At 69.9% G+C, this 19,491-nt stretch carries 20 protein-coding genes; 7 read left to right on the top strand and 13 right to left on the bottom strand.

Translation table 11 applies throughout. From position 1 onward, the window contains the following. Positions 1-64: 64 nt before the first annotated feature. The 8 genes from ACODT0_RS09650 to ACODT0_RS09685 all read right to left on the bottom strand — a co-directional run bounded on the left by ACODT0_RS09650 (position 65) and on the right by ACODT0_RS09685 (position 7,560). On the bottom strand, positions 65-979 hold the full coding sequence (locus ACODT0_RS09650; RefSeq protein WP_489041140.1) for a dihydrodipicolinate synthase family protein: 915 nt from the start codon (positions 977-979) through the stop codon (positions 65-67). Between the two features lie 140 nt (positions 980-1,119). Then, on the bottom strand, positions 1,120-1,809 hold the full coding sequence (locus tag ACODT0_RS09655) for an outer membrane lipoprotein (protein WP_479671150.1): 690 nt from the start codon (positions 1,807-1,809) through the stop codon (positions 1,120-1,122). Between the two features lie 137 nt (positions 1,810-1,946). Continuing rightward, the gene (locus ACODT0_RS09660; protein WP_489041193.1) at positions 1,947-3,260 is read right to left on the bottom strand and encodes a HipA domain-containing protein; all 1,314 of its coding nucleotides are present in this window, start codon (positions 3,258-3,260) and stop codon (positions 1,947-1,949) included. A gap of 20 nt (positions 3,261-3,280) precedes the next feature. Next, a complete protein-coding gene (locus ACODT0_RS09665; RefSeq protein WP_489041141.1) occupies positions 3,281-3,733 on the bottom strand; it encodes a helix-turn-helix domain-containing protein in 453 nt (150 codons plus the stop codon). 92 nt (positions 3,734-3,825) lie between these two features. Beyond that, the gene (locus ACODT0_RS09670; RefSeq protein ID WP_057593245.1) at positions 3,826-4,788 is read right to left on the bottom strand and encodes a tripartite tricarboxylate transporter substrate-binding protein; all 963 of its coding nucleotides are present in this window, start codon (positions 4,786-4,788) and stop codon (positions 3,826-3,828) included. Positions 4,789-4,841: 53 nt separating this feature from the next. Beyond that, on the bottom strand, positions 4,842-6,044 hold the full coding sequence (locus ACODT0_RS09675; RefSeq protein WP_479671152.1) for a M20 aminoacylase family protein: 1,203 nt from the start codon (positions 6,042-6,044) through the stop codon (positions 4,842-4,844). A gap of 71 nt (positions 6,045-6,115) precedes the next feature. Then, positions 6,116-6,979: a pirin family protein gene (locus ACODT0_RS09680; RefSeq protein WP_413761970.1), complete on the bottom strand. Its 864-nt coding sequence runs from the start codon at positions 6,977-6,979 to the stop codon at positions 6,116-6,118. Continuing rightward, entirely contained in the window at positions 6,976-7,560 is a 585-nt protein-coding gene (locus tag ACODT0_RS09685; RefSeq protein WP_261208844.1) for an NADPH-dependent FMN reductase, read from the bottom strand. The genes ACODT0_RS09680 and ACODT0_RS09685 overlap by 4 nt, the downstream gene beginning before the upstream one ends. Before the next feature lie 141 nt (positions 7,561-7,701). Here ACODT0_RS09685 and ACODT0_RS09690 point away from each other — a divergent pair, with 141 nt between their 5' ends. Together ACODT0_RS09690 and ACODT0_RS09695 are read left to right on the top strand one after the other, a co-directional pair. Then, the gene (locus ACODT0_RS09690; protein WP_489041142.1) at positions 7,702-8,628 is read left to right on the top strand and encodes a LysR family transcriptional regulator; all 927 of its coding nucleotides are present in this window, start codon (positions 7,702-7,704) and stop codon (positions 8,626-8,628) included. 37 nt (positions 8,629-8,665) lie between these two features. Continuing rightward, the gene (locus ACODT0_RS09695; protein WP_057593250.1) at positions 8,666-9,142 is read left to right on the top strand and encodes an FKBP-type peptidyl-prolyl cis-trans isomerase; all 477 of its coding nucleotides are present in this window, start codon (positions 8,666-8,668) and stop codon (positions 9,140-9,142) included. A gap of 30 nt (positions 9,143-9,172) precedes the next feature. On the opposite strand, the gene ACODT0_RS09700 is transcribed toward ACODT0_RS09695, so the two are convergent. Further along, positions 9,173-10,771: a CYTH and CHAD domain-containing protein gene (locus tag ACODT0_RS09700; RefSeq protein WP_489041143.1), complete on the bottom strand. Its 1,599-nt coding sequence runs from the start codon at positions 10,769-10,771 to the stop codon at positions 9,173-9,175. 223 nt (positions 10,772-10,994) lie between these two features. On the opposite strand from ACODT0_RS09700, the gene ACODT0_RS09705 reads away from it, so the two are divergent. After that, positions 10,995-11,411: a VOC family protein gene (locus tag ACODT0_RS09705; RefSeq protein ID WP_422099873.1), complete on the top strand. Its 417-nt coding sequence runs from the start codon at positions 10,995-10,997 to the stop codon at positions 11,409-11,411. Positions 11,412-11,431: 20 nt separating this feature from the next. Then, complete coding sequence (locus ACODT0_RS09710) at positions 11,432-12,631, top strand: pirin family protein (protein WP_489041144.1); 1,200 nt, start codon at positions 11,432-11,434, stop codon at positions 12,629-12,631. Positions 12,632-12,635: 4 nt separating this feature from the next. Here the strand turns inward: ACODT0_RS09710 and ACODT0_RS09715 are convergent, their stop codons facing one another. Both ACODT0_RS09715 and ACODT0_RS09720 read right to left on the bottom strand, forming a co-directional pair. After that, the gene (locus tag ACODT0_RS09715; RefSeq protein ID WP_057593253.1) at positions 12,636-12,926 is read right to left on the bottom strand and encodes a YciI family protein; all 291 of its coding nucleotides are present in this window, start codon (positions 12,924-12,926) and stop codon (positions 12,636-12,638) included. 108 nt (positions 12,927-13,034) lie between these two features. Next, entirely contained in the window at positions 13,035-14,363 is a 1,329-nt protein-coding gene (locus ACODT0_RS09720; RefSeq protein WP_489041146.1) for an Nramp family divalent metal transporter, read from the bottom strand. 130 nt (positions 14,364-14,493) lie between these two features. Between ACODT0_RS09720 and ACODT0_RS09725 the strand changes: the two genes are divergently transcribed. The 3 genes from ACODT0_RS09725 (at position 14,494) to ACODT0_RS09735 (ending at position 16,149) form a co-directional block, all read left to right on the top strand. After that, positions 14,494-14,802, top strand: coding sequence for a putative quinol monooxygenase (locus tag ACODT0_RS09725; protein ID WP_057593255.1), 309 nt, complete (start codon positions 14,494-14,496; stop codon positions 14,800-14,802). 121 nt (positions 14,803-14,923) lie between these two features. After that, entirely contained in the window at positions 14,924-15,523 is a 600-nt protein-coding gene (locus tag ACODT0_RS09730; RefSeq protein ID WP_057593256.1) for a hypothetical protein, read from the top strand. A gap of 23 nt (positions 15,524-15,546) precedes the next feature. Beyond that, the gene (locus tag ACODT0_RS09735) at positions 15,547-16,149 is read left to right on the top strand and encodes a hypothetical protein (protein ID WP_082322056.1); all 603 of its coding nucleotides are present in this window, start codon (positions 15,547-15,549) and stop codon (positions 16,147-16,149) included. 67 nt (positions 16,150-16,216) lie between these two features. Here ACODT0_RS09735 and gap read toward each other — a convergent pair whose 3' ends face one another. Then, a complete protein-coding gene (gap, locus tag ACODT0_RS09740) occupies positions 16,217-17,218 on the bottom strand; it encodes a type I glyceraldehyde-3-phosphate dehydrogenase (RefSeq protein WP_203203438.1) in 1,002 nt (333 codons plus the stop codon). Positions 17,219-17,279: 61 nt separating this feature from the next. Further along, positions 17,280-19,382 carry a transketolase family protein gene (locus tag ACODT0_RS09745; RefSeq protein ID WP_489041147.1) on the bottom strand — a complete coding sequence of 701 codons (2,103 nt, stop codon included), beginning with the start codon at positions 19,380-19,382 and terminating at the stop codon, positions 17,280-17,282. Positions 19,383-19,491: the final 109 nt, after the last annotated feature.

Below are 19,491 nucleotides of genomic sequence, written 5' to 3' on the forward strand. Positions count from 1 at the left end.
GGACACGGAGGGTACGAGGGAAACGAGGGCGCCGCCCTCGGGGGAAACGCAGCAAACGAAGGGCTTAGGCGACCGATTGGTACTTGGCCGGACGGGTCGCGAGCGCCTTCTTCACGATGGCCTCGATGGCCTCGCGCTCGGCGCCCACCAGCGGCAGGCGCGGACGGCGCACGTGCTCGGTGCCCACGCCCACGAGGTGGTCGATGAGCTTGAGGTTCTGGACCAGCTTGGTCGAGACGTCGAGATGCAGCATCGGCGTCATCCACTGGTAGAGCTCGAGCGCCTCGGCGAACTGGCCGGCCTTCATCAGGTCGTACAGCGCCACGGTCTCGCGCGGGAACGCGCAGCCCACGCCGGCCAGCAGGCCGTCGCAGCCCAGCGCCAGGCCCTCGTAGGCGAGGTCGTCCACGCCGAGGAACAGCTGGTAGCGGTCGCCGACCGTGTTGCGCAGGTCGGTGATGCGGCGGATGTTGTCGGTGCTCTCCTTGATGGCCGCGATCCATTCGCAGTCGGCCAGCTCGACCATGTGCTCGGGCTTGAGGTCGACGCGGTAGGCCACCGGGTTGTTGTAGACCATCACCGGCTTCTGCGCCGCGTTGGCGATGGTGCGCACGTTGAGCATGGCTTCGCGCGCGTCGGCCACGTAGATCACCGAGGGCATGACCATGTAGCCGGCCACGCCGAGCTTGTTGCCGCCCTCGACGTAGCGCAGCGCCTCGCGGGTGCTGGTCTCGGACACGTTCGCCAGTACCGGGATGCGGCCGTCGGCGGCCTCGAGCGCGATCTGCGCGACCTGCAGCTTCTCCTCGAGCGACAGCGTGCTGGCCTCGCCGAGCGAGCCGCAGGTGACGAGGCCGTGGATGCCGTTGCGGATCTGGAAGTCGATGTGGCGCGCGGTGCCTTCGGCATCGATGCGCTCGTCGGCATGGAACTTGGTGGTGACGGCGGGAAAGATGCCTTGCCAGCGGGGGTTGCTCACGAATTCGCTCCTTGGATGGGCCCGGATGGGCGGGGCTGGGACGGAGCGGATTTAAATATATTAAGGATATACCGTCAATATTCTCGTAAACGCGCATACCCGGCCGGAAGGCCGGGCGTGTCTCGAAACACCGGTGGGGTCTACTTGTGGCCGTCGGCCGGGCTCAGCGTGTGGCCCTTGAGCCTGACGGCCTTGCCGATCGGCGGCGCGCTGCGCGTCTCGACGCTGCGCAGCGTGCCGTTGTCCATGCGCACGCCGACCTGGTAGACGGTGACCGTGTGGGTGCGCTTCTCGATCTCGTTGCCCGCATAGCCGCCGCCGACGGCGCCGAGCACGGTCGCGGCCGTGCGGCCGCCGCCATGGCCGATCTGGTTGCCCACCAGCCCGCCGACCACGCCGCCGGCCACCATGCCGACGCCGCTCGGGCGCTGGGTACGCTGCACGGCGCGCACCGTCTCGACATGGCCGCAGACCGCGCAAGGCGGAGCGGCGGCCGGTTCGGGCACGGCGGCCATCGGCGCAGGGCCCGTGGCTGGAACGGGCTGCGGCGTGGCGCTCATGGCCGGCGCAGGCGCCGCCGAGGTCGCGGTCCCAGTCGGGCCGGACGGCAAGGGCTGGAGCGCCGGCGGCGCGGCATCGGGCTTGAAGTCGTCGGGTGCCGGGCCGGATGCCAGGGCCACGGGCGGCGATGCCGCCGTGCCGCCCTGGTGCTTCTGCCACAGCGCGCCGCCGAGCGCGGCCACCGCCACCGCGAGCACGCCGATCACCACCCAGAGCTTCTGCGTTCCACCCTGGCGCGAGGGCATGGCTGTTGTCGTTGTCTGTTCCATGAAAGCCTTCCTTCCTGCGGTCCGGCCTACGAGCCGGAACCCGTTCCCAGCATCGCCCGCGGAAGGCCGAAGTCAATGCACGGGCGTCCTACACGCCGGCACGCGGCGAGCGCATCCGGCTGGAGGACGAGACCGGGTCAGCGCGTCGCGGCGGGCGCCACGCCCGAAAGGAAGCGCCGTGCCTCGGCGCGCATGCCGCGGGAAACGGCCTCCCAGGTCCGCGCGGGAAAGTCCGCGGGCAGCACGGCCTCGACCTCGGCCAGCGCCTCGTCGAGGGTCTCGACCATCGCGAGCATCGCGCGCCAGGTGTCGTCGCCGCCGTTGCGCATCGCGAGCCCCCACCAGTGGCGGGCCTGGATGGTGTGCAGCGCGTAGTGCGCGTTCTTCGAGCGCACGGCCATCGCCAGCTCGGCCCGGCGCGGCTGGAACTGGCTCGCGCCGTTGCCGAAGTAGGGCCACATCGAGAGCACGTCGTAGAGCGGCGTCATCTCGTAGGCATCGCCGCGCTGCAGGTGGATCGAGAAATTCTTGGCATGCCCGTCGGTGGCCGCCAGCAGGAAGAAGGCGAGCTGCGCGAGCAGGAACAGCGTGCCGTCGTCCCGGCTGCGGCTTCCCTGCAGCAGTTGCAGGCAGCGGGTCATGCCGGGGCCGCCGTGCTGCTCGTACTTGCGCTCGGGCGGCAGCGCCATTGCCTGGCAGAAATCTTCCTGCGGCAGGCGCGCGATCCAGCGCTCGCCGTTCGCGCCCGCCATCCATTCGCGGTCGAAGCGCTCGACCGCCAAGACCTTCTGGTCGACGAAGGTCTCGATGGCGGTCGGCGCGACCGGGAGGCCCAGCGCGCCGACGATCCGCGCGCAGAGCCATTCGTTCTGCACCGAGTCCGAGGCATCGACGCGCCGCGAGCCCCCGATCAGCCCCAGCGGCAGCTTGAGGATGTGGGTGGTCGGCGTGGCGCCATGCGGGCGGCACCAGCGGCCGTCGACGCGGGTCAGTGCGGTCTTTTCCTGCGCGCCCGCGAGCGAGATGCGAAACAGGTCGCGGTCGCGCAGCCGCTCGGGCGTCGATTCGGTCGGCACGGCGCGCAGCAGCTCGGCCACCTGCTCGTCGGCGAGCGGCTCGCAGTTCACGCGGTCCCAGCCTTCGGGCACCGCGCCGTCGGGCAGCAACTGCACCGCGCCCACGCAGTCGCGGCCGATGGCTTCGAGCAGGTCGAAGACCTTGGTGTTCCTGAGCCCGAAGCGCTGGCCCAGCCGCGCGCGGATCCGCTCGTTGTCGGGCAGCAGGTTGTCGAAGTAGTTGCGCACCGCCTCGCCCTGGACTTCGAGCGCCGTGGTGATCGGCAGCGAGAGCGACAGCGAACGGCGTCGCGGCGACGCGAGCCAGGCGGGCTCGTAGCGGAAGGTGTGGGATTCGCGATCGACCGACCAGGTGCCGACGAGCTCGCCGTTCATCCAGGCCTTGAGCGCGCGCCTCACCAGGAGCCTTTCCTCGGTGTGGCGGCGAAGCGCTCGCGGGCGGCGGGCGCGGGGCCAGCCGCGGCGGGGCGCGGCGCTTGCGGTTCGGGGAGCGACGGGGCGGCCGGCGGTTCCACGCCTTTTTCCTGGACGACCGGCGCGGCCGGCGACGGCACCCGGCCATAGGCGCGCGGCGCGTTGCGGTCGTTCGGGCGCGGGTCGCCATCGGGAAGTTCCGCATTCGCCGGTGCCTCGTCCTCGTCGTGCAGCGAGATCGACGCGCCCAGCGCCGCCAGCAATTTCATCAACTGCTCGAAGCCGACGGCCCCCGGATTCGCCTCGATCTCGGCGATCCGGGCCTGGCTGACGCCGACGAGGGCGCCGGCCTGCGCCTGCGTCAGGCCGCGCTTCTTCCGCAGCGCCTGGAGGTGCGCCCGGAGCTGGTCGGCAAAACGAAGGGGGTAGTCCATCCTGTCTTCAAGATATAGGTCTATCCTTGTTTTGTCAATTTACAGGCTTAAGGTTATATTTACCTTTTATCTGCCAAAGCTTGTATTCGACTTCAATCGACTTTCGCCCCCGAAGCCTTCACCACCGCCCCCATCGCATCCCAGTCGGCGCGCAGCAGCTTCTGGAATTCCTCGGCGCTCTGGCTGCGCGGCTCCACGCCCAGCCGCGTGAAGCGTTCCTGGATCGCCGGGTCGGCGATCACCTTGTTGACGGCCGCGTTGAGCCGCTCGACCTCGGCCTTGGGCGTGGCCGCCGGCGCGAGCAGGCCGATCCACGAGTCGAAGGCATAGCCGGGGAGGCCGCTCTCGGCCACGGTCGGCAGCTTCGGCAGGAAGGGGCTGCGCGACTGGCCGGTCGAGGCCAGCAGCTTCATGCGCGGATCGCTCTGGAAGCCCATCACGCCGATGCTCGACGAAATCACCGCCTGCACCCGGCCCGCGAGCACCTCGTTGACCGCCTCGCCGGTGGACTTGGTCGGGATGTGCGTCATCTGCAGCCCGGCCTTGGCGAGGAACGAGGCCATCGCGAGGTGCGTGGCGCTGCCGTTGCCGGCCGAGGCGTAGTTGTACTTGCCGGGATTGGCCTTGACCTCCTTGATGAAGTCGGCCGTGGTCGACACGTTCATGCCGCTGGCCACCGCGAGCACGTAGCCCGCGTTGCCGATGTTGGCCACGCCCACGAAGTCCTTGAGCGGGTCGTAGGGCAGCTTGCTGTAGAGGAAGCCTGCGATGTTGTGGCTCGCGGCCGCGAGCACCAGCGTGTTGCCGTCGGCCGGCGCCTTGGCCGCGATCGCCGCGCCCACGGTGCCGCCCGCACCCGCGCGGTTCTCGACGATGGCGCTCGCATTGAGCGCCGCGCCGAGCTCGTTGTTGAAGGCGCGCGCCACGGTGTCCTGCACCGCGCCGGTGCCGAAGGGCACGACGATGTGGATCACGCGCTGCTGCGCCGCCGCGGGCAGTACAGCTGCCGCGAAGGCCAGGGCGAGGAGCGAGCGTCGGGCGAACGGGGTGGTCATCGGTGGGGCCGCTTTCGTCGGGTTGGAGAAAGGAAGAAGTCCGCGTGGTCGCTTCAGCGCCCCGGCGCGAGCCAGCGCTGCGCCAGCCGCACGAAGTAGCTCGCGCCGATCGGGATGATCTCGTCGTTGAAGTCGAACGAACTGTTGTGGATGATGCAAGGCCCGGGCCCGTGGCCGTCGAGGCGGTGGTCGCCGTCGCCATTGCCGAGGAAGGCATAGCAGCCGGGCCGCGCCAGCAGCATGTGGGCGAAGTCCTCGGCGCCCATCACCGCCGGGAAGTCGGTGGTGACCATGTCGTCGCCCACCACCTCGCGCATCACGGCGGCCGCGAAGCGCGCCTCGGCCGGATGGTTCACCGTCGGCGGCGAGGAGCGGTTGAAGAACACCTCGGCCGTGCAGCCGTGCGCCGCCGCCACGCCCGCGGCCACCTCGCGCAGCCGCGCCTCGAGCAGGTCGATGGCCTCGATCGAGAAGGTGCGGATGGTGCCGCCGACCGTGGCCTCGTCGGGAATGATGTTGGGCGCGTCCGAGCCGCGCAGTTGCGTGACCGCGAGCAGCGCGCGCTCGGTGCTCGGGATGGTGCGCGCGACGATGGTCTGCAGCTGCTGCGCGAGGTTGACCACCGCCGCCACCGGGTCGATGCCGGTGTGCGGCATCGAGGCATGCGTGCCGCGCCCGTGCAGCGTGATGCGGTAGGTGTTGCTCGAGGCCATGAGCGCGCCCTCGTTGAGCGCGAAGCGGCCCACGTCGCCGACCGGGAAGTTGTGCAGGCCGAAGACCGCGTCGCACGGGAAGCGCTCGAACAGGCCCTCGTCGATCATCTTCTTGGCACCGGCCTTGCCCATCTCCTCCGCGGGCTGGAAGATGAAATGCACCGTGCCGTCGAAGTCGTCCGGGCCCTGTTGCGACAGGTGCCAGGCGGCGGCCAGCAGCATGGTGGTGTGGCCGTCGTGGCCGCAGGCGTGCATGCGGCCCGCGTGGCGCGACTTGTGGGCGAACTCGTTGGCCTCGTGCAGCGGCAGCGCGTCCATGTCGGCGCGCAGGCCGATGGTGCGCGCGCCCGTGCCCTTGCGCAGCACGCCGACCAGGCCGGTGCCCGCGATGCCGCGGTGCACCTCGATGCCCCATTCGGCGAGCAGGCCGGCCACTTTCTCGGAAGTGCGGTGTTCCTCGAAGCCGAGCTCGGGGTGGGCGTGGATGTCGCGCCGGATGTCGACGAAGCGCGCGACGTCGGCGAAGGAATCGACGATGTTCATGGGGGGTGGCTGGCTGAATCGTTCTGGAAGCGAACGATTCTGGCGCAGCCACCCGCCGCGCGCATGCTCGATTACGAGGCTCGGCCGAGCCGGCCCTCCTGCCGCAGCTTCGCGCCGATGCGACGGATCTCGGCCTCGCCCTGGTCCAGCGTCGCGCGGCTGGTGTGCACCGAGTAGTGGCCCATCACGAGCTCGTGCGGATGCTTGACCGCCGAGCCCAGCACGAAGGAGGTGTCGCCGTGCGCCACCAGCTCGATGGCCTCGCCCGACTCCTCGAACACCGCGAGCTCGCCGTCGCCGATGGTCCCGCCGGCCTCGTCGCCCGCGTCGAGCCCGCCGCTTTCGACCGCGAGCCAGCCCACCGTATGGCCGGCCGGCGGCGTGTAGCGCCAGTGCTCGCCGTCCTTCAGCTGCACCGCGAGGTAGTTGATCGGCGCGGGCGCCGGGATCGCGCTGCGCGCCGCGCCGTAGCTGCCGAGCAGCACGCGCGCCGGGCCCTCGCGCGGCACCTGCGAGGGCGCGAGGTAGATGCTCTGCGCGGGCGCGTTCTCTTCCGATGCGGGCAGCGCCACCCAGAGCTGGAAGCCGCGCACGCGCTTCACGCCCGGCGCCGGCGCGCCCGTGTGCCAGACGCCATTGCCCGCGCGCATCCACTCGACGCCGCCGCCGCGCAGCACGCCCTGTTCGCCGGTCGTGTCCTCGTAGAGCGTGTCGCCCTCGATCAGCCAGGTCAGCGTGGCGATGCCCGAGTGCGGATGCATGCCGAAGCCGCGGTGACCGCCCTCGGTGTCGAAGCCGAACAGGTCCAGGAAGACGAAGGGCTTGAGGAATTCGCCGAGGTCGCCCGGGCTCACGAGCCGCGCGATCGGCCCGTGCTTCATGCCGCGCGTGCGGTAGACGATGGCGCGGGTTCGTGTTGCGACTTCAGCGGTCATACGGCCTCCCTCGCGGTCTTCAGTGCCTTGGTCCACCACGCGAGGTCGTCGAGCATGCCGCCCGCAGACTGCGCGAGGTGCGGGAAGTCCTCGAAGTTCTTGCCCTGCTGCCAGATGCCGAGGAACTCGACCATGCCGATGTGGACCGCGTTGCGCACCGGTGCCATCTGCATCTCGACCGCGATCAGCCGCAGCTGCTCGATCGCGCGCGCCGCGCCCACGCCGCCGTAGCCCACGAAGCCGATCGGCTTGCGCACGAACTCCTTGTAGGCCCAGTCGATCGCGTTCTTCAGCACCGCGCTCGGGCCGTGGTTGTACTCGGGCGTGACCACGACGAGGCCGTCGAAGCTGGCCAGCTTCGCCTGCCAGCGCCGCGCGGCCTCGTTCTTCACCGGGCCCCAGGCCGGCGCGCCGGCTTCGTCGAAGAAGGGCAGCGGATGGTCGCGCAGGTCGACCAGCTCGAAGGCGAGGTCGGTGCGCTGCTTCGCGATCTCGTGGATCCAGTGCGCGGGCTTCTCGCCGAAGCGGCCTTCGCGGGTCGAGCCGATGACGATGCCGATGAGGGGTTGGGTGGTGGACATGAAAGCTCCTGGGATTCGGGGTCGAGGGATGGATGGACGGGCCTGCGGGCCCGATGGATCGAAGGTTAGGGCGCCACCCATTGATCGACTAGACGGTAGAGTCGGATTGCACTCGTCCATTCTTGGAAGGAATCGAATCCCATGCTCGACCTCAACGACATCGCCATGTTCGTGCAGGTGGTGCGCCACGGCAGCTTCGCCGAAGCCGCCCGGCGCCTCGGGCTGCCGCCCAACACCGTGAGCCGGCGCATCCAGCAGCTCGAGGCGCAGCTGGGCACGCGGCTGATGCAGCGCTCGACCCGCAAGCTGACGCTGACCAGCGCGGGCCAGGCTTTTCACGAGCGCTGCGCGGGCGCGGTCGATGGACTGGTCGAGGCCGGGCAGGAGCTGGTCACCGGCAGCCGCGAGCCCAGCGGCCTCGTGCGCGTGGCGGCGACCGCCGACTTCTTCGATTTCTTCCCGATGGAATGGGTGGCCGACTTCCTGGCCGCGAATCCGCTGGTGCGGGTCGACTTCGTGCTCAGCGACGCCAAGGCCGACCTGATCGCGGAGCAGATCGACGTCGCCTTCCGTGGCGGCGCGCAGCCCGATTCGGGCTACGTCGGCCGCAAGCTGCTGGGACCGCGCACCGACGGCCTGGTGGCGAGCTCCGCCTACATCGCCGCGCGCGGCGCCCCGGCCACGCTGCAGGACCTGGCGCAGCACGACTGCGTGACCGCGGCGCATCCCAGCGGCCGCGCGACCTGGCGGTTGGCCGGGCCGGACGGCGAGGAGGAAGTGCAGGTCACGGGCCGCTTCAGCGGCAACACCGCGCAGGCGCTGCGCCGGGCGGCCGTGGCCGGCCTGGGCATCGCGCTGCTGCCGCCCTCGATGGGCCGGCTCGACGTGGCGGCCGGCCGGCTGGTGCCGGTGCTGCCGCAGTACCAGCGCACGGGGCAGGGGCTGACCGTGCTGTACCCGAGCCGCAAGCACCTGCCGCTCGCGGTGTCGGCCTTCATCGCGATGGTGACGCAGAAGCTGAGCACGGAGGAAACGCTGCCCGAGGCCTTCCGCTCGTGGAAGACCTAGCCGTCACGGCCCATCGGTTTGCACGGAAAATGGCCCGATGAAAATCGCAAAAGACACCGTCGTCACCCTCAAGTACAAAGTCGCCGACGCCCAGGGCAAGCTGATCGAAGCCAGCCCCGAGCCCATGGCCTACCTGCACGGCGGCTACGAGAACACGCTGCCCAAGATCGAGGAAGCGCTCGACGGCCAGGAGAAGGGCTACCAGACCACCCTGAACCTCGCGCCCGAGGACGCCTTCGGCCAGCGCGACGAGACGCTGGTGCGCAGCATTCCCAAGACCGACTTCCCGCCGGGCGTGAAGGTGGGCGGCCAGCTGCAGGGTCGCCTCGACGACGGCCGCGAGCACGTGTTCACCGTGATGAAGATCAAGGGCCCGGTCGTCATGCTCGACGGCAACCATCCGTGGGCCGGCAAGGCGCTGCGCTTCAGCCTGACCGTGACGGACGTGCGCGAGGCGCTGCCGGTGGAGATCGAGCATCGCCATGTGCACGGGGCGCACGGCCACCACCACTGACATCGGACGCGCTCGCTCGCGCGCCCCGCGTCAGGACTTGCCGCGGCCCTTCTTCCAGAACCGCGGCGCGCCCTCGATCTTTTCCAGCGCCTCCCGGCAGGCCGCCGCGCCGGCCGCATGCCGTGCGCTGAACCAGCCCACCGCGAACCAGGCGCGCGCATCGTGCGCGGTGGCTTCGCGGTACAGGGCCATCGCGACGGCCTCGTCGTTGAACTCGCCCAATGCGTCCTGCGCGGGGCGCAGGCGCTTCAGGTAGCGCTCGGCGGCGCTCTTGTCGTCGCCCTTCCTCTCGTCCCGGGTCTCGAACAGCGGCGCCGCGAATTCGGCGAGGTAACGCAGGCGCTTGAGGCGCTTGCGCACGCGGTGCTGGCTGTCGGTGTCCAGCGATTCGAAGCGGCCGCCGTCGCGCAGGGCCTGCTCGTGCAGGCGTTGCAGGCGCTTGCGCAGGAAGCGACGGGCGTCGTCGGAGTCCAGCGGCGTGACGGGCGGCGCGCCCTCCGCGGCCGGTTCGGGCGCCGGGGCCTCGGTCGCGGTGAAGCCGATCAAGGCCACCAGCACCGCCTGGAACGCGGGCGCGCGAACAGCGTCGCCGGGTGAAGGCTGGGTGGGGCCTGCGTCGGCCGCCTCGCCGGCCAGCGGATCCACCTCGGGCGCTCCGGCCTCGCGCAGTTTCGGCTGCGCGATCTTCGCCACCTGCTCGCGGTCGCGCAGCGCGCCCAGTGCGCGGAAGCAGTCGACCAGCGCCGGCTCCCAGCCCGCGCGGTCGAAGGCGCCCGTGGGGTCGAGCCCCTCGAGTTCGCGCAGGGCCGTGCGCAGGCGCCGGATGCCGATGCGCAGTTGATGGACCTGTTCCTCGTCGTCGCTGCCCGCGGCCACTTCGGTGGCATTCGGCAGGATCTGCGCGAGGCAGTTCGCAACCACGGCGCGCTGGATCGCGCGGCCATCGGGCGCGCTCGCGAAGCGTGGCGGCTCGGCCTTGATGACGGGCACCACGTCGAGCCCCGCGAGCAGGCGCGCGCCGCGCTCGGCCTTCGAAATGGTGCTGAACCACAGCCCATGTTGCTGCGACCAGCGCTGCGCGAGCGCGACCAGGCCCGGCACGCTGCCGCGCTTGAGTTCGAGCTCGAGCTCGCAGACCGGCGATTCGCGCTGTTCGGGCGTGCCGGCATGCGCGACCACCTTGCCGACATCGAGCGCCAGTTCGGCAACGACGCCACCGGGCCCGGTGCTGCGCACGTCGCGCGTGAGCCGCACGATGTCGGTGGACTGGCGTTCGACCAGCGCCGCGGGCTGCCCATCCTCGCCCGCGAGCGCCTTCGCCAGCCGCTCGCCGACCGGCGTGCCCTGGTGGCGCTGCGGGTCGATGCCCGGCGAGGCGCCCGCGGTGCCGAGGTCGACGTTGTGCTCGAGCCGGTGCAGCGCGTTGTCGCCGGTGGCCTTCACCGTCTGCACCCAGCGCCGGCCCTCCTTGCGCAGCCGCAGCACGATGCCCTGCGCGGCCAGCCGCTCGTCGGCGGTGTCGAAATAGCGCGCCTGCAGCCGCGTGCGCACCACGGCACCGCGGCGCAGCGCGGCGTCGACGGCCTTCAGGCGGTCGGCGGGGATGTGGAACTTGAATTCGATTTCCATGAGCCAGCCATGATGCACGCTGCGCGACGCGGCGCCACCCATCGGCGCACGGTACGCGCGGGCATCGGGACGGGCCGTCGGGGGGCCGGAAGCGTCTTCTTGCAAATTGATGTGGACACCGTCCATTTTGTTTTGCATAATTTGTGGACGCTGTACACAACAACCAGTCCAGCGCCCCGAAGTCCCCTCTTTCGTTCCCATCTTTCGACGCACAGGAAACACCATGGCCACCAAGCAGATCTTCGTGAACCTCCCCGTCAAGGACCTCGACAAGTCCAAGGCCTTCTTCAACGCGCTGGGCTACAGCTTCAACCCGCAGTTCACCGACACCAACGCCGCCTGCATGGTGGTGCAGGAAGGCAGCATCCACGCGATGCTGCTGGTCGAGCCCTTCTTCAAGACCTTCACCGACAAGGCGATCGCCGACACCCGCACCAGCACCGAAGTGCTGCTGTGCCTCTCGTGCGAGAGCCGCGCCGAGGTCGACGAACTGGTGGCCAAGGCGGTCGCCGCCGGCGGCACCACGCCGCGCGCGCCGCAGGACCTCGGCTTCATGTACGGCCATGGCTTCCAGGACCTCGACGGCCACCTCTGGGAACTCGTGTTCATGGACCCGAACGCGCAGATGCCGCAGCAATAAGGGCGGCAGGCGGTCCGGCGATGCCCATCGTTCCATCCGCGAGCCGCACTGTCGCGCGCACGCGCCCTTACGATGGGCGCCGGCGCCCCGACATGGAAGGCAAGGACGCCGCGCCATCGACGGCGTCCGATCCCGAAAGGAAGGCCGACGTGCCCACCGCCACCGCCAGCAACAACCCCATCGTGCGGGTCAAGCCCCTGGGCTTCCCGTGGGAGACGGTCGACCCGTTCCTGTTCTGCGTCTACCACGACGACGCCTATCCGCGCGCCAACGCGCAGATGGGCCCCGAGGCCTCGCTCGCGGGCCGCGACATCGGCCAGGACTTCAGCCGCAAGGACGGCTGGAGCATGTACCACGGCGAGACCGTGCCGGGCTTTCCCTCGCACCCGCACCGCGGCTTCGAGACCGTGACCATCGTGCGCAAGGGCCTGATCGACCATTCCGACTCGCTGGGCGCCACCGCGCGCTTCGGCGGCGGCGACGTGCAGTGGCTCACGGCCGGCAAGGGCATCGTGCATTCCGAGATGTTCCCGCTGCTCGACGCCGGCGCGCCGAATCCGCTCGAGCTGTTCCAGATCTGGCTGAACCTGCCGGCCGCCAGCAAGATGGCCGAGCCGCATTTCACGATGTTCTGGTCGGAAGCGATCCCGCGCCTAGTGGTCGAGTCGCCGCGCGGCGGCCGCACCGAGATCGCGGTGATCGCGGGCCGGCTCGGCAACGCGGCCGAGGCCGGCGCGCCCGCGCCCATCGATCCGCTGGCGCCGCCGCCCGATTCCTGGGCCGCGCGCACCGAGGCCGACGTGGCGATCTGGACCCTGCGCATGACGCCCGGCGCCGACTGGACGCTGCCGGCCGCCAGCGGCGCAGGCACGCGGCGCATGCTGTACTTCTTCAAGGGTGCGCAGGCGCGCATCGCGGGCCGCGAGGTGCAGGGGCCGGCGGCCATCGAGTTGCATGCCGGCACCGCGGTCGAGATCGTCAACGGCGACGCCGACACGGCCGAGTTCCTGCTGCTGCAGGGCCGCCCGATCGCCGAGCCGGTGGTGCAGTACGGGCCCTTCGTGATGAACACGCAGGCCGAGATCAGCCAGACCCTGGCCGACTACCGCCGCACGCAGTTCGGCGGCTGGCCCTGGGAGGACGGGGCGCCGGTGCATGGCCGCGACCCGGCGCGCTTCGCGCGGCATCCGGGCGGGCGCGAGGACAAGCCGGCCCCCTGAAGACTCAGAAGGTCTTGAGCATCTCGGCGCCCAGCGCCGTCATGCTCGGCACGAACTCGATCACCTCGGCGCGCGCCACCTCGCCCTGCACGAAGGGGTCGCGCGCCAGCACCGCCTCGAGCGCGGCGCGGTCGCCCGAGCGCGCGATGATCACGCCGCCGCGGCGCGGCACCTGGCGGCCCGAGGCGATGAACAGCCCGCTCTCGTAGTGCTTCCGCAGCCACACCATGTGCGCGTCGATCAGCGCGTCGACCTCCTCGAGAGGGCGGATGTAGGTGAGGGTCACGATGAACATGCGCGGGGCTTCCTGGGTGATGCGACGGGCCCGATGCTAGGGCCTTCGCATGACCGCCCGAAGCCACGCCGGGTAACCGGATGCAAATCCGCGACCGACGGTCGGCGCTCAGCCGATGCCCAGCACCACCGACGCCACCAGCCACACGTTGGCCGCGCTGATCACCGCGAACAGCAGCCAGGCCAGCGACTTCAGCACCGGCCCGTTCGCGAAGCCGCCCATCAGCGCGCGGTCGCTCGTGAAGCGGATCAGCGGCCACATCGCGAACGGCAGCTGGAAGCTCAGCACCACCTGGCTCAGCACCAGCATCCTGCCCACGCCGCCGTCGCCGAACCACCACACGCCGACGAAGGCCGGCACCAGCGCCAGCGCGCGCGTGATCAGGCGCCGCTGCCAGCACGGGATCTTCAGGTCGAGAAAGCCTTCCATGACGATCTGGCCCGCGATGGTGCCGGTGAAGGTCGAGCTCTGCCCCGAGGCCAGCAGCGCCACGCCGAACAGCGTGGCCGCCAGCGCGCTGCCCACCACCGGTTCGATCAGCCGGTAGGCATCGTCGATCTCGGTCACCGTCGTGTGGCCGGTGCCATGGAAGGCACTGGCCGCGAGCACCATGATGGCCGCGTTGACCAGCAGCGCGAGCGACAGCGAGACCACCGCGTCGAGCGTGCAGAAGCGCACCGCCTCGCGCCGCGCGGGCTCGGTCGGCGCCACCAGCCGGGTCTGCACGATCGACGAATGCAGGTAGAGGTTGTGCGGCATCACGGTCGCGCCCACGATGCCGATCGCGAGGTAGAGCGCGCCCGGCTGGTGCAGCCGCTCGAGCATCGGCGCGAAGCCGACCGCCACGCCGAACCAGTCGGGCGGCGCCATCGCGAGCTCGACCACGAAGCAGGCCGCGATGGTGCCGACCAGGCCGAGCACGATCGCCTCCACGCGGCGGAAGCCGGCACCTTGCAGGCCCAACACCAGCAGTGTGTCGAAGGCGGTGATGAGGATGCCGACCGGGATCGAGACGCCGAACAGCAGATGCAGCGCGAGCGCGCTGCCGAGCACCTCGGCGAGGTCGCAGGCCACGATGGCCAGCTCGGCGCCGAGCCAGAGGAAGCGGTTGACGCGCGGCGAATAGCGCTCGCGGCAGGCGCGCGCCAGGTCCTTCTGCGCGATCAGCCCGAGCCGCACGCACAGGGTCTGCAGCAGCATCGCCGCGAGGCTCGCGAGCAGCACCACGAACAGCAGGCCGTAGCCGAAGCGCGAGCCGGCCTCGATGTCGGTGGCCCAGTTGCCCGGGTCCATGTAGCCCACCGACACCAGCAGCCCCGGGCCCGCGTAGCGCAGCAGCTTGCGGCCGAAGGACAGTTCCCGCGGCACCGCGACGCTGCCTTTCACCTCCGACGGACAGAAGGGCGCGGTGGCGGTGCGGGGCAGCGGAAAGAACATGCGCGCGATGATAGGGACAAGCCTCGGGCCTTGTCGCCCAGCGGACCGGCACGCCTGGACGGAATCTCTTAGATTCAGAGGCTCGCGGCCGCACCGGCCCGTTCTTCCCTTCCCCAGGAGACCCTCGCCCATGATCCACGTCGTCGCCGTCATCACCGCCAAGCCCGGCCAGCGCGCCGCACTGCTCGCCGCCTTCGCCGAGAACCGCGCCGCGGTGCTGGCCGAGAAGGGCTGCATCGAATACGGCGCCACCATCGACGCGCAGGGCATCCCGCCCTCGAAGGCCAGCTTCGGCGCCGACACCTTCGTCGTGATCGAGAAGTGGGAGACGCTGGCCGACCTGCAGGCCCATGCGGTCGCGCCGCACATGAAGGCCCACGGCGAGAAGACCAAGGCACTGGTCGAGAGCAAGCTGATCCACGTGCTCGAGCCGGTCTGAGGCCGCGCGCCCGACGGGCGCTTCTCCTTCGCCGCCTACCCCTTTCCGTTGTATTCGTGCGCACGGGATGCTGCTACCTTCGTCGGCAGCCGTTCAACGATACAGAGAGGGGACCACGGACATGGCGATCTTCCGTTCGCAAGGCCCGCGCCGATGCGCGCGTGCCGCCGCGGTGCCCGCCGCGCTGGCCGCGCTCGTGCTGCTGGCCAGCGGCTGCGCGCCGCTGATGGCACCGCCCTACGCGGCCGACTACGAGGCGCTCGACCGCCTCGAGGCCACGCGTCCCGGCATGGTGGCGGTGGCGCGCGCCCAGCCCACCGATCCCGAGGACAAGGTCAACAACGTGCGCATGCGCAGCACGCGCCTGGTCTCGCCCAACGGCAGCTTCGCGCTCTACCTCGAGGAGGCGATGCGGCGCGACCTGGCCGAGATCTCCATCCTCGACCCGAAGGCACCCACGCGCATCGCGGCGCGCATCCTCGTCAACGAGCTCGACCTCGGCGTGCTCAACGGCGGCGGCCGCATGGAGGTCGAGATCGTGGTCACGCGCGCCGACACGCAGCGGCTGCGCCGCACCTACCGCGCCGAGACCAAGTTCGAGTCGGGTTACGGCGGCGCGGTGGCCGTGCCGGCCGGCCAGGCCGAGTACCCGCGGCTGGTGCGCGCGCTGCTGCGCCAGGTCTATGCCGATGCGCAGTTCGTGGCGGCGATCCGGCCATGACGACAACCACAGGAGGCGCCGCCATGTCCCTGCTTTCCGCTTTCTCGCGCGCCACCGGCATCGCCGCCCTGGCCCTCGGCGCGCTGCTGCTCGCGGCCTGCACCCATCCGATCACCATGGTCACGGACCCGGCACCGCCGCGCTCGCTGCAGCACCTGGTGCAGAAGAAGGTGGCCTACGTGATGACCGACGCGCAGCGCGACACCCAGGTGGTCACGCCCGGCGGCAGCGGCAGCAAGGTCAGCTACTACCCGTACCGCGACCTCGAGAAGCCGGTGCGCGATGCGCTGCGCGCGGTGTACCGCGACGTGGTGGTGCTGCGCACCGCGAACGACGTGAAGGCCAACCAGGCGGCCGGCATCGCGCTGGTGTTCACGCCGAGGATCACGACCGACTCGAGCTCCAGTTCGCTGCTCGCCTGGCCACCGACCTCGTTCACCGCGGAGGTGCAGTGCACGGTCACCGATGCCGCGGGCGCCGAGGTCACGCGGGTGCGCGCGGTCGGCAACGGCACCGCCGAGTTCGACGAATACAAGAGCGATTTCGGCCTGGCCGCGCGCCGCGCCGCGGCACGCATGGCAGCGCAGCTCGCGAGCGAGATACGGCGCAACGAGAAGCTGCGCTGAACGTCGCGCGGCGCCCCAAAAAAAACGCGCTCCGGGGAGCGCGTTTTTTCCTGGTGGCGTCGAAGGCTTACTTCGAGACGACCTTCACCATCTCGAGGCACTTGTTCGAGTAGCCCCATTCGTTGTCGTACCAGCTCACGAGCTTCACGAAGGTGCCGTCGAGCGCGATGCCGGCTTCGGCGTCGAAGATCGAGGTGCGAGGGTCGCCGCGGAAGTCGGTGGCCACCACCTTGTCTTCGGTGTAGCCCAGCACGCCCTTGAGCGCGCCTTCGCTCTGTGCCTTCATCTCGGCGCAGATTTCCTTGTACGTGGCTTCCTTCACCAGCTCGACCGTCAGGTCGACCACCGACACGTCGGAGGTCGGCACGCGGAAGCTCATGCCGGTGAGCTTCTTGTTGAGCTCGGGGATCACCACGCCCACGGCCTTGGCCGCGCCCGTCGACGACGGGATGATGTTTTCCAGGATGCCGCGGCCGCCGCGCCAGTCCTTGTTGCTCGGGCCGTCCACGGTCTTCTGCGTGGCGGTGGCGGCGTGCACGGTGGTCATCAGGCCGCGCTTGATGCCCCACTTGTCGTTGAGCACCTTGGCCAGCGGGGCCAGGCAGTTGGTGGTGCAGCTGGCGTTGCTGACGATGGCTTCGCCGGCGTACTTCTTGTCGTTCACGCCGTAGACGAACATCGGCGTGTCGTCCTTCGACGGCGCCGACAGGATCACCTTCTTGGCGCCCGCGTCGATGTGCTTCTGCGCCGTTTCCTTGGTGAGGAACAGGCCGGTCGACTCGAGCACGACGTCGGCGCCGACCTCGTTCCACTTCAGGTTCGCGGGATCGCGCTCCTGCGTCAGGCGGATCTTCTTGCCGTTCACGATCAGCGTGTTGCCCTCGACCGTGACCTCGCCCTTGAAGCGGCCGTGCACCGAGTCGTACTGCAGCATGTAGGCCAGGTAGTCGGGCTCGAGCAGGTCGTTGATGGCGACGATTTCGATGTCGTTCTTGAAGTTCTGCACGGCCGCGCGCAGCACGTTGCGACCGATGCGGCCGAAGCCGTTGATACCGAGTTTGATAGCCATCTGACTTGCTCCTAAGGTTGAAAAACTTCTCTGATCTTGATCGGACGGAAGACGCTCTGCCTCAGTCGCGCAGCGCGGCCTCGACCGTGGCGGCGACGTTCTCGGCCGTGAAGCCGAAGTGCTTGAACAGCACCGGCGCGGGTGCCGATTCGCCATACGTGTCGATGCCGACGACGGCGGCGCAGCCGTACTTCCACCAGCCGCCGGTGCAGCCCATCTCGACCGCGATGCGCGGCAGCTTCTTCGGCAGCACGGCCTTCTTGTAGGCCAGGTCCTGGCGGTCGAAGGTGGTGGTCGAGGGCATCGACACCACGCGCACCGCGATCTTCTTCTCGGCCAGCAGCTTCTGCGCGGCCAGCGCGAGCTGCACTTCGGAGCCGGTGGCGATGATGACGGCAGCCGTCTTCTTGCTCTTCAGGCCGACCGCTTCCGGCTCGGCGAGCACGTAGGCGCCGCGGCTGATGTCGCCGAGTTCGCTCTTCGGTGCGTAGGCGATGTTCTGGCGGCTCAGCAGCAGCGCGGTCGGACGCGACTGGTTCTGCAGCGCCACGGCCCAGGCCACGGCGGTCTCGGCCGTGTCGCCCGGACGCCAGACGTCGAGGTTCGGGATCAGGCGCAGCGAGGCGGCATGCTCGATCGACTGGTGCGTCGGGCCGTCTTCGCCCAGGCCGATGGAGTCGTGCGTGAACACGTGGATCACGCGCCGCTTCATCAGCGCGGCCATGCGGATCGCGTTGCGGCTGTAGTCGCTGAAGGTCAGGAAGGTACCGCCGTAGGGGATGTAGCCGCCATGCAGCGCCACGCCGTTCATGATCGCGGCCATGCCGAACTCGCGCACGCCGTAGTTGATGTGGCGGCCGATGGTGCCGTGCGGGGCTTCGGCCGGCGCTGCCGGCTTGGCTTCGTCTTCGGCGGCGGGCTTGGCCTCGACCGCCGGCACGTTCAGCACCACGGCGCCGGTCTTCGGATCGAAGCGCAGCGCGGCCGTGCTCTTGGTGTTGGTGAGGTTCGAGCCGGTCAGGTCGGCGCTGCCGCCGAGCATTTCGGGCAGCGCGGCGGTGAACGCTTCCAGCGCGAGCTGGCTGGCCTTGCGGCTGGCCACGGTCTCGGCCTTGGTGTGCGCGGCCACCACGGTGTCGAACGCGACCTGGTGGAATTCCTTGGGCAGCTCGCCCTTCATGCGGCGCGTGAACTCGCCGGCCAGCTCGGGATAGGCGACGGCGTAGGCGGCGAAGCGCTCGTTCCAGTCGGTCTCGACGCGGTGGCCTTCGTCCTTGTGGTTCCAGTCGGCATAGACCTCGGTCGGGATCTCGAAGGCCGGCGCGGTCCAGCCCAGGGCTTCGCGCGTGAGCTTGATCTCTTCGGCGCCGAGCGCCTCGCCGTGCGCCTTGGCGGTGCCGGCGCGGTTCGGGCTGCCCTTGCCGATGGTGGTCTTGCAGGCGATCAGCGTCGGGCGCGAGGTTTCCTTCTTCGCCTCGGCGATGGCCTTCGACACGGCCTGGGCGTCGTTGCCGTCGATCGGGCCGATGACGTTCCAGCCGTAGGCCTTGAAGCGCTGTTCCGTGTTGTCGATGAACCAGGGCTTGACCTGGCCGTCGATGCTGATGCCGTTGTCGTCGTACAGCGCGATCAGCTTGTTGAGGTGCCAGGCGCCGGCCAGCGCGCAGGCTTCGTGGCTGATGCCTTCCATCATGCAACCGTCGCCCAGGAAGGCGTAGGTGTGGTGGTCGACGATGTCGTGGCCCTGGCGGTTGAACTCGGCGGCCAGCAGCTTCTCGGCCAGCGCGAAGCCCACGGCATTGGTGATGCCCTGGCCCAGCGGGCCGGTGGTGGTTTCCACGCCGGGGGTCACGTCGACCTCGGGGTGGCCCGCGGTCTTGCTGTGCAGCTGGCGGAAGTTCTTGAGCTCGTCGATCGGCAGGTCGTAGCCGGTCAGGTGCAGCACCGCGTACAGCAGCATCGAGGCATGGCCGTTCGACAGCACGAAGCGGTCGCGGTCGAACCAGTGCGGGTTGGCGGGGTTGTAGCGCAGGTGCTCGCCCCACAGCGCGACGGCCATGTCGGCCATCCCCATCGGTGCGCCCGGATGTCCGGAGTTGGCTTGTTGAACGGCATCCATCGCCAACGCGCGGATCGCGTTGGCCATCAGGGCTTGGTTGGCCATGGGCAGGGAACTTTCGGGGGAGTTGGGTGGGTGGGACTCGGGAGAACCCGCGATTTTACCGGGCGAGCCCGAACCGGCACCGACAGCCTCTTTACACCCCTCTGCGCTT

The sequence above is a fragment of the Variovorax sp. FG153 genome (assembly GCF_057809595.1).

What these genes read in the sequence shown, in the direction of transcription:
- ACODT0_RS09670 (WP_057593245.1), bottom strand. Translation starts at nt 4,788, where the DNA reads ATGACCACCCCGTTCGCCCGACGCTCGCTCCTCGCCCTGGCCTTCGCG.
- ACODT0_RS09685 (WP_261208844.1), bottom strand. Translation starts at nt 7,560, where the DNA reads ATGTCCACCACCCAACCCCTCATCGGCATCGTCATCGGCTCGACCCGC.
- ACODT0_RS09720 (WP_489041146.1), bottom strand. Translation starts at nt 14,363, where the DNA reads ATGTTCTTTCCGCTGCCCCGCACCGCCACCGCGCCCTTCTGTCCGTCG.
- ACODT0_RS09690 (WP_489041142.1), top strand. Translation starts at nt 7,702, where the DNA reads ATGCTCGACCTCAACGACATCGCCATGTTCGTGCAGGTGGTGCGCCAC.
- ACODT0_RS09700 (WP_489041143.1), bottom strand. Translation starts at nt 10,771, where the DNA reads ATGGAAATCGAATTCAAGTTCCACATCCCCGCCGACCGCCTGAAGGCC.
- gap (WP_203203438.1), bottom strand. Translation starts at nt 17,218, where the DNA reads ATGGCTATCAAACTCGGTATCAACGGCTTCGGCCGCATCGGTCGCAAC.
- ACODT0_RS09725 (WP_057593255.1), top strand. Translation starts at nt 14,494, where the DNA reads ATGATCCACGTCGTCGCCGTCATCACCGCCAAGCCCGGCCAGCGCGCC.
- ACODT0_RS09675 (WP_479671152.1), bottom strand. Translation starts at nt 6,044, where the DNA reads ATGAACATCGTCGATTCCTTCGCCGACGTCGCGCGCTTCGTCGACATC.
- ACODT0_RS09665 (WP_489041141.1), bottom strand. Translation starts at nt 3,733, where the DNA reads ATGGACTACCCCCTTCGTTTTGCCGACCAGCTCCGGGCGCACCTCCAG.
- ACODT0_RS09715 (WP_057593253.1), bottom strand. Translation starts at nt 12,926, where the DNA reads ATGTTCATCGTGACCCTCACCTACATCCGCCCTCTCGAGGAGGTCGAC.
- ACODT0_RS09655 (WP_479671150.1), bottom strand. Translation starts at nt 1,809, where the DNA reads ATGGAACAGACAACGACAACAGCCATGCCCTCGCGCCAGGGTGGAACG.
- ACODT0_RS09695 (WP_057593250.1), top strand. Translation starts at nt 8,666, where the DNA reads ATGAAAATCGCAAAAGACACCGTCGTCACCCTCAAGTACAAAGTCGCC.
- ACODT0_RS09680 (WP_413761970.1), bottom strand. Translation starts at nt 6,979, where the DNA reads ATGACCGCTGAAGTCGCAACACGAACCCGCGCCATCGTCTACCGCACG.
- ACODT0_RS09660 (WP_489041193.1), bottom strand. Translation starts at nt 3,260, where the DNA reads ATGAACGGCGAGCTCGTCGGCACCTGGTCGGTCGATCGCGAATCCCAC.
- ACODT0_RS09705 (WP_422099873.1), top strand. Translation starts at nt 10,995, where the DNA reads ATGGCCACCAAGCAGATCTTCGTGAACCTCCCCGTCAAGGACCTCGAC.
- ACODT0_RS09710 (WP_489041144.1), top strand. Translation starts at nt 11,432, where the DNA reads ATGCCCATCGTTCCATCCGCGAGCCGCACTGTCGCGCGCACGCGCCCT.
- ACODT0_RS09745 (WP_489041147.1), bottom strand. Translation starts at nt 19,382, where the DNA reads ATGGCCAACCAAGCCCTGATGGCCAACGCGATCCGCGCGTTGGCGATG.
- ACODT0_RS09735 (WP_082322056.1), top strand. Translation starts at nt 15,547, where the DNA reads ATGTCCCTGCTTTCCGCTTTCTCGCGCGCCACCGGCATCGCCGCCCTG.
- ACODT0_RS09730 (WP_057593256.1), top strand. Translation starts at nt 14,924, where the DNA reads ATGGCGATCTTCCGTTCGCAAGGCCCGCGCCGATGCGCGCGTGCCGCC.